This is a genomic window from Sphingomonas hankookensis (assembly GCF_022664465.1).
Lineage (GTDB): Bacteria > Pseudomonadota > Alphaproteobacteria > Sphingomonadales > Sphingomonadaceae > Sphingomonas > Sphingomonas hankookensis.
The window spans coordinates 1,030,954-1,048,467 of sequence record NZ_JAKREV010000001.1 but is presented as its reverse complement, the minus strand read 5'-3'; the positions used below and the strand labels follow the sequence as shown (position 1 = coordinate 1,048,467).

Sequence of the window (17,514 nt, the reverse complement as noted above, 5' to 3'; positions counted from 1 at the left end):
CCGTCGAGAACCCCGTCACTTGGGGCAACCCCTTCTCGACTACGGTTCTCGACACGCTCGAACCTGCGCTCGAAGCAAACGGGGGAGTAAGGGGTTGAGGGGGCAGGAAGGGGAAGGGAAAGGGAAAAGACGAAGGAGCGGAAAGGAAGGCCAGAGAAGGGACGAAACGCCCCTCAACCCGCCTCGTGAAACTGCAAATTCGCCAGCCGCGCATACAGCCCGCCCTGTGCGATCAGCTCGCCATGCCGCCCGCTCTCGACGATCCGCCCCTGATCCATCACGATGATCCGCGACGCCGCGCGGACCGTCGCCAGCCGGTGCGCGATGACCAGTGTCGTGCGGTTCGCCATCAACCGGTCGAGCGCGTCCTGCACCAGCCGCTCGCTCTCGGCATCGAGCGCCGAGGTCGCTTCGTCGAGCAGCAGGATCGGCGCATCGCGCAGCAGCGCGCGGGCGATCGCCACCCGCTGCCGCTGCCCGCCCGACAGTCGCGCCCCGCCTTCGCCCAGATAGGTGTCGAGCCCTTGGGGCAGATCGCGCAGGAACTGGCTGGCGTTGGCGGCATCGGCGGCGGCCCAGAGCTGTTCGTCGCTCGCATCCCAGCGGCCATAGCGCAGATTGTCGCGCGCGGACGCGGCGAAGATCACCGTTTCCTGCGGAACCATCGCGATCCGGGCGCGCACCGCCGCCGGATCGGCCATGCGGACGTCCACGCCGTCGACCGCGATTGCCCCCCGTTCGGGATCGTAGAAACGCTGGATCAGCTGGAACAGCGTCGACTTGCCCGCGCCCGACGGGCCGACCACCGCGACCGTCTCGCCCGGCGTCACATCGAGCGAGAAGCCGGACAACGCCGCGACTTCGGGCCGGGTCGGATAGTGGAAGGTGACGTCGTCGAACGCCACCGCACCGCGCGCCGGTTCGGGAAGTGCCACGGGCTTCGCCGGCGCGGCGATGTCGGGACGCTGTGCCAGCAGGTCGGCAAGGCGCCCGGCGGCGCCCGATGCGCGCAGCAGGTCGCCATAGACCTCTGTCAACGCGCCGAACGATCCGGTGACCAGCGCCGCGGTCAGGACGAAGGCGGTGATCGATCCGCCGGTAGTACGTCCGGCGGCGACGTCGCTGACCGCGTCCCACATGATCAGCGTGATCGCGGCGAACAACATGCCGATGACGAACGCGGTCATCACCGCACGCGTCGCAAAGCGCTTCTTGGCGGTGGCGAAGCCGCGATCGACGGCGGATTCGAAGCGCTGGCTCTCGCGCCCTTCCTGCCCGAACGCCTGCACGATCTTCATCGCGCCGAGCGTTTCCGATGCGATCGATCCGATATCGGCGATCCGGTCCTGGCTCGACCGCGACAATTTGCGCACGCGCCCGCCCAGCCACATGATCGGCAGCACGATCACCGGAATGCCGACGATCAGGTACGCGGCGAGCTTGGGGGCGAGTGCGAACAGGTACAGCACCCCGCCGATGCCGACCAGCAGGTTGCGCAGCGCGATCGATACGGTGGTGCTGACGATCCCCTCGACGATCGCGGTATCGGCGGTCAGGCGCGACGCGATCTCCGACGGGCGGTTCTCCTCGAACCAGCCGGGCGACAGGGTCAGCAGGTTGCGGTGCACCGCCATGCGCAGGTCGGCGACGGTCCGCTCGCCGAGCCACGACACGAAATAGAACCGCCCGGCCGTGGCGATCGCCAGCACGACGACGACGCCCAGCAGCCCTTCGAAATAGGGGCCGATCTCGCTCGCCGCCGCACCGGTCGCGAACCCGTTGTCGACTACCTGCTTGAAGGTGCGCGGGATCCACAGCGTCGCGATCGCAGCGGTGACTAGCGACACCAGCGCACCGACCAGTTGCAGCTTGTACCGGATGGTGAAGCGCCAAACGAGCCGCAGCGCCGGCAGCATTTTGGTACGATCGGGGGCGGGGGGCGTGTCGGCCATGGTGCGCTGCCTAGCGCCTGGGGGCGGCGACCGCAAAGGGAACATCCGGTGCCCTTCATTGCTTGAACGTATCGAAGGACACGTATGTCGCATTCGTAACGATGCTTTCAGCGCAAGGACAGGCGCGGCGTACGACGTTCGAAGCGTTGCCGATGGCAACGAATCGCTATATTTTCACTGGTACGGGTGTTTCCCGTCAGCCAGTTTCGGGGATGCCATGTTGTACGACACTTATGAATGGCAGCGCTCGCTGCTCGCCGGCGCCAGCGCGATGGCGAATTTCGGTGCGGGGTTGCTGCAGAATCCCAATAATCCGTTCGCCTATTTCGGCGGTGGTCCGGTGCTGGGATCGGCGCTGGCCGTCTTTGCCCATGCCGCCGCGCCGCGCGGCAAGCCGGCCTTCGGGCTGACCACCACGACCGTCGCCGGCAAGCCGGTGGCGGTGCGCGAGGAGGTCGTGCTGCGGCGTCCGTTCGGACAGCTCAAGCGCTTCGTGCGCGAGGGCGTCGAGGGCGGGCCGAAGCTGCTGATCGTGGCCCCCATGAGCGGCCATTATGCGACGTTGCTGCGCGGTACCGTCGAGCGGATGTTGCCGTTCGCCGATGTCTACATCACCGACTGGCGCGATGCGAAGCTGGTGCCGTTGTCCGACGGGCGCTTCGACCTCGACGACTATATCGATTACGTCGTCGCCTTCCTCGAAAAGATCGGCGAAACCGGTGAAGCCCGCCCGCATGTGCTGGCGGTGTGTCAGCCGTCGGTCCCGGTCTATGCCGCGACCGCGCTGATGGGTGCCGACCAGCATCCCAACCGTCCGCGCACGCTGACCATGATGGGCGGGCCGATCGACACGCGCGAGGCGCCGACCGCAGTCAACACGCTGGCGACCGAACGGCCGCACGCCTGGTTCGCGCAGAATGTCATCGCCACCGTGCCGATGACCTATGCCGGCGCCGGCCGCCGCGTCTACCCGGGCTTCCTGCAGCTCGCCGGGTTCATGAGCATGAACCTGGGTAGCCACATGATCTCGCATTACGAGATGTTCAAGCATCTGGTGCAGGGCGATGGCGAAGGGGCGGGGACGACCCAGCGCTTCTACGAGGAATATCGCGCGGTGTGCGACATGACCGCCGAATTCTATCTCCAGACGATCGACGTGGTGTTCCAGACCCACGCCCTGCCCGAAGGTACGATGAAGCATCGCGGACGCCCGGTCGATCCGGCCGCGATCACCGACACGGCAGTGCTGGCGATCGAGGGGGAACGCGACGACATCTCCGGGCTGGGCCAGACCCGCGCCGCGCTGACGCTCGCCACCGCGCTGCCTGACGCCATGAAGCAATATCACATGGCGCCGGAAGTCGGCCATTACGGCATCTTCAACGGTTCGAAATGGCGCACCCGCATCGCGCCGGTGCTGGAAGAATGGATCGCCCGCCACGAAGGTTGAGCGATCGACTTTCTGTGAAACAAGAGGGCGAGGGTGTGAACCCCCCGCCCTTTTTGCGTCAGACGTCGACTTTGGCGTGGCTGCCAGCTTCGTCGCCACCCTTGATCGTCTGGCCGGTGAACATCTTGAGCTTGCCCATCAGTGACTGGTCGGTTTCCCAGATTTCCGCGCTGCCCAGATCGAAGCGCAGCATCAGCAGCGACGGGTCTTGCCGGCCCTGTTCGTACCATGCCTCGACCTGCTTGGACCAATATTTGTCGATGATCGCCGGGTCGCTTTCCTCGGTCAACGTGCCGCTGATGCAGGCGAACAGGTCATGCCCCTTGGCGATGAACTGCACCATCGCCGGACCCCCGTCGGCGGCGCGGTTGTCGCGCTTGGTATAGAACCAGAATTCGCTCTGTGCGTCCTCGTCCAGCACGGCGTACATCGGTTCGGAATGCTGCTGCTTGCCGGTCAGGCCCAGCATCACATAGGGGCTGGCGGCCATTGCCTTCCACATGGCGTCGCGGATTTCGGCTGGGCTCTTGGTCGACATCGTCGGGGTTCCTTCGTGATTGCCCTCCGACAACGACCCAGCCCCCACAGGTTTCCACGCCGTGCGGCGCGCAAATCATATTGCGCAACGCCCCCGATGGCCCTAGTGCCTCCCTCCACCGCGCGAAGCCGCGGCTGCTGGGGCGTCGCCAAGCGGTAAGGCACCGGTTTTTGGTACCGGCATTCGTAGGTTCGAATCCTGCCGCCCCAGCCAATTTCTCGCTAAGTAGTTGATCTCGCTGGCTAACCCCAGTCCGGTGATGCCCCAGTGTGCAGGTGACTGTGCCATGTGGCTGTCCGGGGAGGTCGTCCTTGGCGTCGCTTCAGCATGTTTTCCGCCGCGGCCACATTTTCTGGTGGCGCCGGGTTCATTATTCGTTCCATACTAAGCCGATTGATGTCCGCCTGTCGCTCGGGACCCCCGACCGGCTGCAGGCGCGTAACCGGGGCGCGGTTCTGACCGCGTCGTATGATCGGGTGGTGTCCATGTTGAACGACCGTATCCGCGCCAATGGCGGCATGACCGAACGCGAGCTTCAGGCGATCGCCAAGGCGATGTACGAGGAGCGGCTGGCCGAGGTCTGCACCGAGCAGCGTGCCACGCCCGACGACGCCGAGTATCATTTGGCTACCAACCGCGCTTTCGTCGACTATTTCCAGCGCTTGACGTCGCGGGGCGGACATATGTCGTTCCTGCCGGAGGAGCAGAGCGCGCTCGAAGCGCAAGGGTGGGACGCGCAGCGCATTGCCGACCTGCAGACCGTCATCGCGTTGCGCGAGAACAAGGGCGTCAACCCGATCCGCAAGGACGAGATCGACCGCCATCTTGCCGCGGCGGGCTTCGCGATTGACGACCGGTTGCGCTGGATGGTCGAACTCGCGCTCTACCCGACCTATCGCGATGTCTATGCCGATGCCGAGAAGCAGTTGCGCACCCTGGTTGACCCTGTCGACGAAGCAGAGGCGCCGCTGCCGACGTCGACCGCAACGCCCGTGCCCGCCAACGACATATCCGCAACGGGGGCGGGTAGCGTCTCGGTCGTCCCGCCCGCGTGGGCGCACTGCGGCCCGGTCGAGGCAGCGGAACGGATGATCGCCGAAACGCCCAAGCTGCTCGATCACCGGCGTCAGGGCAAGCGCGCGAGGGAAAGTGTCGATGAGCACACCCTGCGGCAGATCCTGTGGGCGGCAACCTTGCTGCAAAAGTCGTTGCCGTCGGGAACGCCGCTCTGGAAGGTGACCAAGGCCGACATCCTCAAGCTCGACGAATATTTCGACAGGCTACCGGTCCATTATGGCAAGTCTCCCCGTCATCGCGGGGTAGCACAGACACTTGAAGAGGCCGTGGCGCTGGCGGAAGAAGATGTCGCGGCGAAAAAGCTGAAGGCAGACCGCATCGGCTTTTCCACCGGAACGACAAACAAGCACTTTCACAAGCTGGCTCAGGTTCATGCCTTTATGCGCAGCCAAGTCCCGTCCGCGCCGGTCATCGATTTTTCGGAGTTCACCACCGCGATCGATGAGGACGAACGCGAAGCCCGGAAGCGCTACACGCGCGAGCAGGGCGTGGCGCTGTTCAGGTTGCCGCCCTGGACCGGCTGTGCTGGCACTGGTGACAGGCTGGAGCAGGGCGAGATCGTTATCCACGACGGCCTTTTCTATCTGCTGCTGCTGGTCTGGTACACGGGCGCTCGCCGCGAGGAACTGTGCAAGCTGATGATCGAGGATGTCGAACACCGGCACGGAATCGACTATCTGCTCATCCGCGCCACCGACGCGGGACGCGTCAAGAACAAGTCCGCCCGCCGAGTGAACGTGATCGCAGACGAACTCGTCCGGCTCGGCTTCCTGCGCTATGTGGACGCCATGCGGGTGGCGGGTGAGCGGCTGTTGTTTCCCGAATTGGTGCCGGGCGGCGATACTAAGCGAAAGCTGGGCGACGTCTTCTACAAGCTGTGGTGGATCTACATCGCTCCAAAGTTGCCGAATCTCGAGCCGGGGCAGGCGATGCATTCGGCCAGGCACATGGTGTCGGACGAATTGAAGGATCAGGAGGTTTTCCTCGAATTCCGCAACGATCACCTCGGGCACCGGGGTAAGGGCGGCGAAGGCGAGACGCGCTATCCCTCGGCGGCATCGCTTCAGAGGCTCAAGTCGGTCGTCGAGAAGATCCCGATCGTCACCGGCCATCTGCTGGAGCAGCGCGTCATCACACTGCTTCCAGCTGACCTGCGAAAGCCCCGTCCCACGAGACGTGCAGGTCAGGGCAACGACACGGTGACGTGATGAAAGCGGGCAATTCCGGACGCAGGGGCGAAGCATTGCACGCCAAGCGGCAACGCAGTTCGAATATCCTCCTAGGCATGGTCGTCTAATACCCATCGGCCATTATGGTCGATGGCGGCGACTTCGCGGAAACCGATGCCGTCTCATTGGGCCGCCTTTAGCAGAACATGGGCCGCTTCGCGGCGCGGATCAATTGATGGGTGATGGCCATACCGGCGGAGTGCATTGGGGCGTCCGTGATTTGCCGGACGCGGGTCGGCCTGAGGGACCTACACCGGTGCCTAAAGGCAGGTATCTGCCGGTGGACTATCTGGTTCGTTCCCGAGCCAGTTGTTCGGCCGACCGGACGGTTTCGATGCTTCACCCCGTTCGATCAGCGAGTTAGACTGCTGGTCGGAGGCTTGATTCATCCATGCATGATTGTCCACCGCCTGCCGATGCCCTGGATCGCTGGCTAACGGCTTACCCCAGCATCAAGAGCAAGGGACGCTATGGCCATCTTTTGCTCGAGCAGGATTGTGACTGCGACGCCGATCTGATCGCCGAGATGCGGCCGTATTTCGAGTCGGCCCATCGCGACGCACGCACCTTCTTTCATGACCAGATGGGTATTGACCTTCATCCTGACGCCGACGACCCGGCGGCGCATGCGACCTATCCGACCTGCCTTCCGCCGATCACCCGTCGCGGACTGTTCGGCGAGGTCATGGCCGGCATGGTGAGCGAGCATTACGAACTGGTCGGCAAGCATTCATGGCGCATCCCGGTCTTCCTGTTCCGCCACCATGAGGATGCCGAACATTACCTGTTCGCACTCGCCCGCGACGGCACGCGGACGCGCGAACTGTTCGGGCGCAAAGGCTCCGATTTCATCGGCATCGCGCTGGCTGCCGATGGCAGCGTCGCTCGTGCCATCGTTGGCGAGGCAAAGTGGCGCAAGGACCTGCAGCCCTCGGTGATGGACGACCTGATGCATGGCAAGCTGGTCAAGAACAAGAAGACCGGGATCAAGGCACGCAGCGGCAAGGGCATCTGGTACCAAGTCAACCGCGATATCCCGGCACCGCACGGCCTCCGCCAGCTCCAGCGCCTGTTGCGCGAACTCGATCCGGACGGTCATTCCGCCGCGATCCTGTCGCTCGACCGGCTGCTGTCGGTGCGCAATGCGACGCCGCTCCCGCGCACCAACCTGATCCTCATCGCCGGCGGCGACGTTCCCGGCCGTGACGCACAAACCTCCCTCATCCCGTGGGAGAAGATGCCCGCCGACTATACGGCTCCGCACGCTCTCCAGGTAGTCGAGATGATCCTGAACGACGGCGACACGCTGATCGACGGCCTGTATGACGCGCTCTGGCCGGCGCCCTGATGCCTGAGCACGATCCGCAGCGGCTGGAAATCGCTAATAATATCCGCATCGGCTTGGCGCTGGAGAACGAACTCTCCGCCGACCAGGCGCGCGCCTATGTGCGTTGCCTGCAGACGAGCTGGCAGGTGCCGACCATCCAGTGGGCCGATCGCGACTCCCGCGAGCAACTCGCCGACGCACGCCGGCTACTCCATGCGGCAGGCGTGCTGCGTGAAATCGAGGGGTCGGCATCGACGCGCGCGGTCGACTGCTACCGGCGTGCCGGTGAGATCTTCGAGTGGCTCGCCCGCGCGGACGACAAGATGCGAGCCCGCGCACCGATCGAGCTCTTCGCCGCTGCGGCCTTCCAACTCGGCGGCCTTCCCGCGATGGCGAACGCATTGTTGTCGCAGCTGCCGCTCGATGGCGCGGGGTCGGGCCTCTATGCCGACTTCCTGCGCGCCGACTTCGACGGGGTGCTGGCCAAGGTCGCGAGGTTCTGGCGCGACCATCCGGACCTGACACAGCGCGACGCGGCATCGGCCTTGCTCCGCGAGGAAGCCGAGGATCGCATCGGCTGGTACTTTACGGTCGAACTGGTCCGCGCGCTCGGGCTGTTCGCCGATGCCCTCCGCCGTGACGACACTGTCCGCCTGGCCCAGGCGCTCGCCAAGCTGAAGGCGCTCGATGCGATGGCCTTGCGGACCTTCAGCGATGACGTTTCGCTGCTGGTGATGCTGCTGCATCTTGTCGGGCAGGGATATGCCGCGGCGAGCATCTATCGTCCAGTCGCGCGTCTGGCCGACCTCGCGCCGGATCGGGCGCTGCGGGTGATCGCCTATGCACGCGAGCAGTTTTCCCGTGGCCGCGGTATCCTCTGGTCGTCGCAGCAGGCCGGCCTCGATCGCCTGCTGAATCACTCCTCCTTCGCGCTGTGCACGCCGACGGGATCGGGCAAGACGCTCGTCGCCAACCTGGCGCTGGTGAAGGAACTGCTGCTCCGGGATCACGGCGACGTGGTGCCGCTGGCACTCTACCTGGTGCCCTCGCGCGCGCTGGCCGGCGAGGTCGAGGCGAAACTTCATGCCGAACTCGGCGCCGACCTCATCATCACCGGCCTCTACGGCGGTGCGGACTGGGGCATCACCGATTATTGGCTCGACGCGGACAAGCCGACCGTACTGATCGCGACCGTGGAGAAGGCGGATGCGCTGATGCGCTATCTCGCGCCGCTAATCCTCAAGCGCCTGCGGCTGCTGATCCTCGACGAAGCGCACCAGGTCGTGCCCGAGGCCAACGACAGCGCGCGCGTGGCATTCGCCGAGCATGGCAGCCGCCCGCTCCGGCTGGAGAATTTCGTCGCCCGGCTGCTCGCCCGCGCGCCCGATCTCGTTCGGATCGCGCTGACCGCCGTGGCTGGCGGCGCCGCCGGTCCCGTGGCGCGCTGGGTGGAGAATGATCCGAACGCGCAACCGATCGGATTGCGCTATCGCAGCACCCGGCAGGTGATTGGCGTGCTCCAGACCGCGCCGCAGCGGCGCTGTACGATGCTGCTCGACCTGATGAACGGCAAGCCGCTCTATGTGCAGGGGCGGGGCGATCCGGTCTATCTCAACCTCACCACGCCGCCGATGCCGCAGCTGCCTGGGACCATGCGCAATAGCATCTACCGCTTCAACCAGTTGACGGTCTTGTGGACCGCCCTCCATCTGGTCGAGGCCGACCGCCGCATCCTGATCTCGCTCGCACAGCAGCCCGAGCAGACGATGCGATGGTTCAAGGAGGCGTTGGACCTGCCGGCCTGGCAGGCGCTGCCCCGGTTCCTGCCGCCCGAGGACTGGCGGGGCGAGCGGTTCGCCGAGGCGCGTGCCGCCTGCGTCGATTATTGCGGCGAAAACGCCTTCGAGGTCGTGCTGCTCGATCATGGCATCGCGACCAGCCACGGCCAGATGCCGCAGCGGCTGCGCCGACTGATGACCGCGCTGATCGACGAGCGGATCTGCCCGATCACCGTCGCGACTGCGACGTTGACCGAGGGGGTCAACCTTCCGTTCGACATCATCTTCGTGACGGCGCTGAAGCGAAGCGCCTATGACGCCGTGGCAAGACGGATGGTCGATACGCCGTATACCGCCGCCGAATTCCGCAATCTCGCCGGCCGCGCCGGTCGACCGGGGGCGACGCGCGGTATGGAGGGGTTGACGCTGGTCGCGCTTCCCACGGCGGTCGCAGCGTCGGCCCCCGGTCAGCAGGACACCCAGATCGGCCAGATCGCGGGGATGGCGTCGGACTACGATGTGCTGCGCGAGGCGTTGCGCCTCGACGAACTGGCGGGCGACGCGGCCGTGGGGCCGCTGGCGCTGTTGCTCGAAACGCTCCGTGACCGGGTCCGCACCCATTACCGCATCGCCACCGACGAGGCCTTCCTTGCATGGCTCGAAGCGGCATTGCCCGAGGATATTAGCGACGAGGCGGGAACCGGCGCCACCGATCCAGCTTCCCGCTTCGCCGACAGCCTCGACGAACTGGATGCGTTTCTGCTGACCGCGATCGAGGAGGTCGCCCGCATCGACGATGGCACGAAGGATGGCGCCGCGCTCGAAGCGGACCTCGCCGCGCTGTGGCGGCGCACCTTCACCTTCGCGGCTCAGGTACAGGAGGACTGGCTCGAACGGGCGATCGTTCGGCGCGGACAGGCGATCGTCTCGATCGTCTATCCCGATGCCGACGAGCGCCGGCGGCTGTATCAATATGGCTTTTCGCCCTATGTCGGTCGGCGTTTCGAGGTGATCGCGCCCGCTATCCGTGAAATTCTAGAAGCGGCGACCGACTATGGCCAGGCCGATGCGGCGTCACGGCTGGCGCGGTTCGCCACCATCGGCCGGCTGCTGACCGCCGATCGCGGCTTCGGGTTCCGCATCCGTGATACCCAGACCGATCGCCGGATGCTGGAGAATTGGGTCGATATCCTCGGCTGGTGGATGCATGTGCCCGGCGCCGCAAAGCCCGAGCCGGCGGAGTTGCGGGCATGGCAACGGTTCGTGTCCGACAATCTGGAGTTCCGCCTCGGCGTCGCCATCGGCGCGGTGGTGGCGCAGAGCTGGTCGGCGGGGGCTGGCGATCCGCTCGCCATCCCGTCCCTGGAGGCGTGGCGGGAGACGACCAGCCTGCCGTGGTTCGGCTTCTGGGCACGGGAACTGCTGCGATGGGGGACGCTCGATCCCTTCGTCGCGTTCGCGCTGGCGCAGGGCAGGGCGAAGACGCGGGACGATGCGGTGCTCCTGCGGATCGACTATGACGCATGGCTTGCGCAGGAGCTCGATCGACCGACCTCGGAGGATCGGATCGATCCGCAACTCTTCCTTAGCTGGGAACGCGCGATGCCGCGCGGGCCACGAGAAGATTTCGATCAAGAGCCCGAGGCCGCCCGCCTGACTGGCACGACGGGGGGCAAGCGCCGCTATGGTGTCCTGCCGATCGCCGTCGATGGCGCGACCCGGTGGATAGATCCGGCGGGTTACGAACTCGCCCGTTCCGATCATCCGGCGATTGCGTTCGACGCGAGTGCCCTTCGAGACGATTTCATCCTCAATACGGCTGGCAGGCCATCGGTCGATCGTGCCTTCCGCAGCGGAGGGCGACGCTGATGAAGCGTTGATGCGACATCCTTCAGAATGGAGGTGAATTGCTTCCCGGAAACATTCGCATTGGTCCTATCAGCCCCTTCGGGCTGACGACTGCCTGCGGAGGATAAGGACGGTTCGATCCAATGCCGGTGATGCGCTCGTCTCGTGATGCAAGCGCCTTCAGGCCGAAGGTTGATGAGATCGGCTTGGACGTAACGAGGGATGAGGAAATTTCAGGCGCAATTCCGCGTCGCTGGGGAAACCCCGAGCTACGCTGGTGCGCGGACCCGATCGCCGGGTCCGGATGGCGCCCTGCGGGCGCGGTCCTCCTCACCCGCGGGCGGGTGATCCGGAAGGTGACGGCTGCCGTCATGAGGGGGGGGCTATCGGTCGGCGCCGATCCATTACACACTGATGCCGTCACGCCGTCGGCACGGCGTGCCGGAGGCGGAACGTGGTCGGCGAGCGGGCAATCAGCCAGAGCATCGAAGCAGCGAACGGCAGGCTCGCCGCGCTGCTGCGCGCGCGCGAGGAAGACGAGCAGTTGCTTCAGATCGGCCACGTTCGAATCAGGGAGCAGGCGAAGGAAGAGGCCACAAAGAGGTCAGTCGGCGGTCGAAGCGCCTACAAGATCGCCGCCGATTTTAGCGCGCCGCTACCCCGCCCGGGTCGTCCGCGGGCGGCGGACAGGATCACGACCAGCTTCCACTTCCATTCCTGCTCCGTGACCCGCTCGTCCGTTGCCGCCAAGAAGGGCGGCCTGGCAGCGAACCACGCCGCCTATGTCGAGCGGATCGAGGCGGTCGAGCTCGGTTCCGCCCTCGATCACGCCTACTATGTCGAGCGCGACGATGCGGTCGAGGTCGCGGATCGCGCGCTCATCTTCAGCAACATATCGGACGATCCCGAGCGTCGCCGCACCTATTGGGAGGCCGTCGATCTGTGCGAGCGCCAGGGCCATGCGGGGCTGAGCATCAAGGCCGGCGCTATCAGCGAGTGGTTGGACGCAGCGGCAGCCGACCTCCCAGCAGCGTTCGTCGCCCATTGCCGCGCCGAACAGAAGCGCTGGGCAGCCAGTCGGAAAAGGCCGAAGTCCTTCAAGCCGAAGCGCTACCGCGCCGACGAGCCTGCCTGCGCGGCGATCCTCGACGTCCTGCGGCAGGCGCCGGGTTGGCCGGACGAGGATCCGCCGGTCATCTTCACGCCCGGTTCGGCCGGCCGGACCCAGTATCGCTATGTCGCCGAGCTGCCGCATGAACTCGGTGCCGACGACCGCGCCGCGATCGTTCGCGACTTCTGCAACCATCTCGGCTCCTTCGCCCGCGACGCGGAGGGGCGACCCACGGGCATGATGTATACGGCGGTGATCCACGCGCCGGGGCCGGGCAACGACAGGCGCAACTTCCACCTCCACGTCATCGCGCATGATCGCCCCGCCAAATGGATGCCCGACCCGGGCAAGTGGGATTTCGAAATTGCCGAGGAGTTCAAGCGCAAGGGCGAAACGCGAGTCCGCTATCCGCACCGGCAGGAAAAGATCATCGAGGTCAGCCGCAGCCTCGCCCCGGACAAGCGGCCGGACCACTACAACGCCGCGATCGCCGGCAAAGCTTTCGTGCCGCACCTGCGGGAACGCTTCGCCGGCATCTGCAACGACCGGCTCGCGCTCCGGGGCATCCAGCGCCGGATCGACGCGCGGTCGCACGAGGCACTCGGAATCGACAAGACGCCTGAATTGCACCTCGGCACCCGGGCCGCCGCGCTGGAGCGGGCGGGCGTGCCGACCGTGATCGGCCGCTACAATGCGGCTGCTAGCTGGCAATACGCCGCGTTGGCCGAGCGGTGCCGGACTGAAAGCTACTTCGGGACATGGCAGCAGCAGGATGATGCGCTCGCAAAGAGCGTCGTCGGCTCGCCCGAGGGCGTTGCTCTGATGGGGGAACGCCGCGCGGTGCTGCATGCGCTTGAAGAGACACGGGATCTGGCGTGGGAGAACGATCGTCTTCGCGATCAGGCGCGGTCCCGTGCGAAGGCGACGCTCGACCATTGCGTCATGTCCCTTGCCCAAGTGAGTGGTAGCGCCGCGCATCGTAAAGCGGTCGAAAAGCGCAAGCAGGAAGCCGAGGAGCATCTTGCCCGAGTCGAGGCCGCCATCGCGGCGGGTTAGGCCGACATTCAGGCGGCAGCCATAGCAATCGGCAAATTGCACCTGCGGCATGTCGCGATCGATGCCCGCCTGGCGGAAATCGCGCGCGAGAGGAAGGCGCGCCTGAAACTCGTGGCTGGGCTCGATTTTGCTCCGCCCGTCGGAATGATTTCCGAACAGCAGGCACTGCAAGCTGTCGGCGCGCTGGCTGGCGCCAGGTCGCTCACGTCGGTGGGTGTGATGGCGGTCGTGCCGGCCAATGACGACGCGATCGTCGACAACGCACCGATCCAGCGGCGCGCGCATGTTGTCGATGCCGCAGCGCCAGCTGAACCAGTGGCGATACCCGTCCATGATGGGCGGCATCACGCGGGTGGGGAAGCCGCCGCTTCGGCCGAAGTGGTGGCGCCGGATCGGATAACCGAAGCCATTACACGCGACGAGCCGCGGCCAGCGTGTGTGGTCCTGCCTCGGGCCGACGAAGAGGCGCGCATCAGGCTCGGACGGCGCCACGAACTTGACGCCCTGTTCCTCCGCATCGCGCGGGACCGTGTTCCTGTTGTCAGGGTCGCCGGACGATTCACCATCGACGCACTGCTGCCGAGCGATGCGGCATTGTTGGCCAGCCCGTCCTTTCGGGTGCTCATCGACAAGCGGCTGACCGGCATCGCCAAATCGCAGGCGGCTGAGATCAAGCGGCTCGTCGACGCCATCAGGAAGCGAGCGTTCGACCCGACTATCGAGGGCGGACCACAAGCGCTTCAAACCTTGTGGCAGCACTGGCAGGAACATCCGGACGTGCAACGCGCGCTGCCCAAGACGGAGGGTGACCGCACCCTGTCATTGGTCGATAGCACGCCGAAGCAGAATGACACCGCACCTGTTGCGGAGGAAAAGCCGGTCGGCGGCTTGTCCGCGCAGGCGGCGATCGTCGTGCCTGTGTCCGATCACCTGGTGACAAGGCCGAAAGGGCCGGGAAACACCGCGGGACCAGTCATTCCGCGCGGCAAGGGGCCGGAGCGCTAGGCGTAGCCCGCCCATCCGGGAAGGACCGCCGGGGCCGGCGGGGAGGAGCATGGAGGGAGCCTGCGGCTGTGCCGTGAAGGCGAAATGATCGCGCGGAGGCTGCGTGCAGCCCGCCGCCCTCGCGCAAGAACAAGGACTTCCATGTATATCGTCACCAAGGAGCGTGCGCTGGCCCAGGCGCGCGCGCTGTCCGGGGCGCTCGCGTTCGCCGAGCGGGCCGGCTGGCACTTCGACCACGCGGCGCGGCTGATGCTGCGCCCGCCGTTCAGCAACTATCTCCATGTCGCCGCGTCGGAGTTGCTGCTCGTGCCCTCGATCGAGCCGTCGCGCGGCGACCTCGATATCGTCGATCGTGGCATGCGCGAGGCGCGCTGCGACGCGCTGGTCGTCAAGGCGTCGACCGCCGGCAAGCCGATGCTCTACTGCGCGGTCGGCCGCTGGCGCCACCAGCAAAACCTGTGGTGTCACGAGCGGCGCCCGTGGCTGACGGAACACGGTCAGGTCTGGCTGGTGGCGGAACACGCCTGGGCCGAGGATCCCGGGACCTCGATCCTGCTCGGCCCCAAGCGCCTTCAGGTCGCCTCCGAACCGCCCAGGCTTTACGCCCGGGAAATGGCGGCGGGGTTCGAGCGCGCCGACGTCTTCCTCGCGCAGATCTGGGGGGACCTGTGATGGCGGCGCTCCCATGGATCAGCCCGGCGGCCGCCGACGACATGCTGTTCGACGATCCGCTGGGCTCGTCGCCCGAGTTCGGCTTCGCGCTGATGCGCCCCAAGGCGAAGGGCAAGCGCAACACCACCGCCGACCTCGCCCGCGCGAAGCTCCAGCCGAGCAAGCCTGAGGACGCAGCGTGGGGATCGGACGGGTTGTGGCCGATCACCTGCACGACCAGCCGGCTGGTGCTGGCGCCCGGCGTCGCGATCGAGCCGGACGCGCTCGAAGCGGTGTTCGAGGGGTACGACGCCAGGATCAAGCCGCACCAGAAGCTGCTGGCGACGGTGCTGACGATGCGCTTCGACCACGGCTGGCAGGCGGCCGATATCCTATCGCTGGTCGGCGCCTATGCGCTGCGCCACCTCGCGCTCGAACGCCGGCTGACCAGCCTCACCGTCGTCCATATGCCGGGTGACGAGCTGTCGGCACGCCGGCCGCATGCGCATTGCGTGACGCTGGCACGGGTTCACCGTGCCAGCGGATGGGGGGAGCTACACCGCGATCTCGTCGTGAAGGACGCGCAGGCCGCCTTCCAGACGGAGTGGGAGGCGTTCCACGACGAATGGGCGCCGCGCTTCGCACCCGGCTGAGCATGCCTGCGAGCACCCGCGATGATGATCGCGGGTGCCTTCGGCCAAGGCGGAGCGGCGCCCGCCAGGAGGGGAATGGTCCGATGAAGTGTCCCCGATGGTGGGGACGAAATTGGGAAGAACCAGATGACCAACGAAAACGCCATTATCCACGCCCATGTCGCCGCCGTCTCCACCATGTTGCTCGGCAACCGTCTCCTAAAGCCATCGGCTGGGCTGGTGGCAGGTGATCGGCTCGATCCGCTTGCGCGGCTGACTGTCGGGCAGATAGCCTGCGATGCGCGGGCCGACCTCGTTCACATCGGCTTCGAGGAGGAGGCGGGCGAGACGGTGATGACCGACATCTCGATCTTCGTGCCGCGCGACCGGATCTGCTGGTCACACCTTGGCTGCCGCCTGTGGCTGTCGAAGAGCGGAACGCGGGCCCTGCTGCTGCCGCAGCCGCACGTGCGCGGCAGCTTCCGGCTGGCGCCGGGCGAAATCATCCACCTGCCCTTCAAGCCCACCGACGCCGAGCAGGGCATCGCCCGCGCCGAGGCGCGCCTGCGCCTGCTGGTCGAGCGCGGCGTCGATGTCGCGGGCCGCGTCGTCATCAACGACTGGCCGATCTGGCAGTGAGGCGAGCCCGCGTGAGCGGGCCATCCAGTACCCCTCGGCGATCTCCTCCCAGCGTTCCCGCTGTTGGGCCGAGGTGCCGAACGCCACCAGCATCAAGGAGAACGGCGTGTGCTGCGACCGGCCGCGGATGTCGGCGAAACGCACCCGGCCCAGCAGGAGGAAGATGTCGGCCTGGACGGTTAACGTTTCGTGGAACCAGCGGGAGTCGGTGCGCGCGGGGACGAGGCAGACGATGCTGCCGACGTTCCCGCACGACCATTGCTGATGCGCGCGCTTCAGCCAGAGCAGCGTCTCGGAAAAGGGTGGATTGACGAAGGCGAACCCGCCCGACCAGTCGTCGACGAACCCGTCGCCGCCTTCTTCGAGCAGGATGCGGCGCTTCGCGACCACCGGGCTCAGCTCATGACCGCACGGGTCGAGGTCGATCGCGCCGAACGCATCGTTGATCTTGGCCAGAAACTCGGGCGGGGTGAAGCGGACGTCGCGGTCCGCTTTATCGCCCTCGCTCCAGTAAACGCGTTCCTGTGCCCGGCGCCGCGCTCGCGGTGCGACCACCTTCAGGAGGCGCAGAAGGCTCGCGACCGTTCCGCCGCCGCGCTCGAGGCTGGCGACCGTGGTGCGCGACAGCTTCGCGCGCGCCGCCACGTCGACGACCGTCAGGCCGCGCCGCAAGCGGCAGGCGCGCAGTTGGGCGGCGAGATCCTTGCCCGGCGCAATGCCGGTCAGCCGGAAGTCAAGCGCCGCCATCACCGCCGTCAGCGTAGCCACCGACCCGACGCCGCGTTCGAGCCGCTTAATCTGCAGCGCAGGCACGCCGATCCGTGTCGCCAAGGCGCGTTGCGACATGCCCATCGACTGCCGCGCTTCGATCAGTGCCGTGACCAACATATGCTACCAAAAGGGTTCATATTCTGGTCGATATCAGCAGCCGTATACACTGAGTCAATACTTAGCCGAAACGTCAGTCCAGCAACGCCATTACTTGCAGCCGGCCGCCTAAACATGTCGTGAAATCTCGACAAAAGTAAACATCTCTTTACCATGTCAAGAATACCCGACATTGCGCCGCGAAGATTTGCATTGCCGACAGGCGCGCAGATCGCTTAACCTGTGCCCGCTCACCAGCAGGTGGGCCGAGGCGTGGAAACCTCGTGATGGGTAGCCGTATGCCCGGTCGAACCAGTTTCGGCCGGGAGGCGGACGCGTATGTCCAGGGCCTTC

The 17,514-nt window shown here is 66.1% G+C and carries 11 protein-coding genes and 1 tRNA gene; 9 read left to right on the top strand and 3 right to left on the bottom strand.

The window, feature by feature from the left end:
- Positions 1–173: 173 nt before the first annotated feature.
- Entirely contained in the window at positions 174–1,952 is a 1,779-nt protein-coding gene (locus MF610_RS04840) for an ABC transporter transmembrane domain-containing protein (RefSeq protein ID WP_242193249.1), read from the bottom strand.
- 217 nt (positions 1,953–2,169) lie between these two features.
- Between MF610_RS04840 and MF610_RS04835 the strand changes: the two genes are divergently transcribed.
- The gene (locus MF610_RS04835) at positions 2,170–3,402 is read left to right on the top strand and encodes a polyhydroxyalkanoate depolymerase (RefSeq protein ID WP_242193247.1); all 1,233 of its coding nucleotides are present in this window, start codon (positions 2,170–2,172) and stop codon (positions 3,400–3,402) included.
- Between the two features lie 58 nt (positions 3,403–3,460).
- Here MF610_RS04835 and MF610_RS04830 read toward each other — a convergent pair whose 3' ends face one another.
- On the bottom strand, positions 3,461–3,940 hold the full coding sequence (locus tag MF610_RS04830) for a pyridoxamine 5'-phosphate oxidase family protein (RefSeq protein ID WP_242193245.1): 480 nt from the start codon (positions 3,938–3,940) through the stop codon (positions 3,461–3,463).
- Between the two features lie 138 nt (positions 3,941–4,078).
- Between MF610_RS04830 and MF610_RS04825 the strand changes: the two genes are divergently transcribed.
- The 8 genes from MF610_RS04825 to MF610_RS04790 all read left to right on the top strand — a co-directional run bounded on the left by MF610_RS04825 (position 4,079) and on the right by MF610_RS04790 (position 15,675).
- Positions 4,079–4,153: transfer RNA gene (locus MF610_RS04825), tRNA-Gln, on the top strand.
- 98 nt (positions 4,154–4,251) lie between these two features.
- Positions 4,252–6,225, top strand: coding sequence for a site-specific integrase (locus MF610_RS04820; RefSeq protein ID WP_242193244.1), 1,974 nt, complete (start codon positions 4,252–4,254; stop codon positions 6,223–6,225).
- Between the two features lie 604 nt (positions 6,226–6,829).
- Complete coding sequence (locus MF610_RS04815; RefSeq protein WP_242193239.1) at positions 6,830–7,594, top strand: aminotransferase; 765 nt, start codon at positions 6,830–6,832, stop codon at positions 7,592–7,594.
- Entirely contained in the window at positions 7,594–11,220 is a 3,627-nt protein-coding gene (locus tag MF610_RS04810) for a DEAD/DEAH box helicase (protein WP_242193236.1), read from the top strand. The genes MF610_RS04815 and MF610_RS04810 overlap by 1 nt, the downstream gene beginning before the upstream one ends.
- A 433-nt stretch (positions 11,221–11,653) precedes the next feature.
- Complete coding sequence (locus MF610_RS04805) at positions 11,654–13,366, top strand: MobA/MobL family protein (protein ID WP_242193235.1); 1,713 nt, start codon at positions 11,654–11,656, stop codon at positions 13,364–13,366.
- A gap of 36 nt (positions 13,367–13,402) precedes the next feature.
- A complete protein-coding gene (locus MF610_RS04800) occupies positions 13,403–14,371 on the top strand; it encodes a hypothetical protein (RefSeq protein ID WP_242193233.1) in 969 nt (322 codons plus the stop codon).
- Between the two features lie 141 nt (positions 14,372–14,512).
- Entirely contained in the window at positions 14,513–15,043 is a 531-nt protein-coding gene (locus MF610_RS04795; RefSeq protein ID WP_242193232.1) for a hypothetical protein, read from the top strand.
- Positions 15,043–15,675: a hypothetical protein gene (locus tag MF610_RS04790; RefSeq protein ID WP_242193229.1), complete on the top strand. Its 633-nt coding sequence runs from the start codon at positions 15,043–15,045 to the stop codon at positions 15,673–15,675. The genes MF610_RS04795 and MF610_RS04790 overlap by 1 nt, the downstream gene beginning before the upstream one ends.
- 378 nt (positions 15,676–16,053) lie before the next feature.
- On the opposite strand, the gene MF610_RS04785 is transcribed toward MF610_RS04790, so the two are convergent.
- Positions 16,054–17,181: a DNA N-6-adenine-methyltransferase gene (locus tag MF610_RS04785; protein ID WP_242193228.1), complete on the bottom strand. Its 1,128-nt coding sequence runs from the start codon at positions 17,179–17,181 to the stop codon at positions 16,054–16,056.
- Positions 17,182–17,514 lie beyond the last annotated feature (333 nt).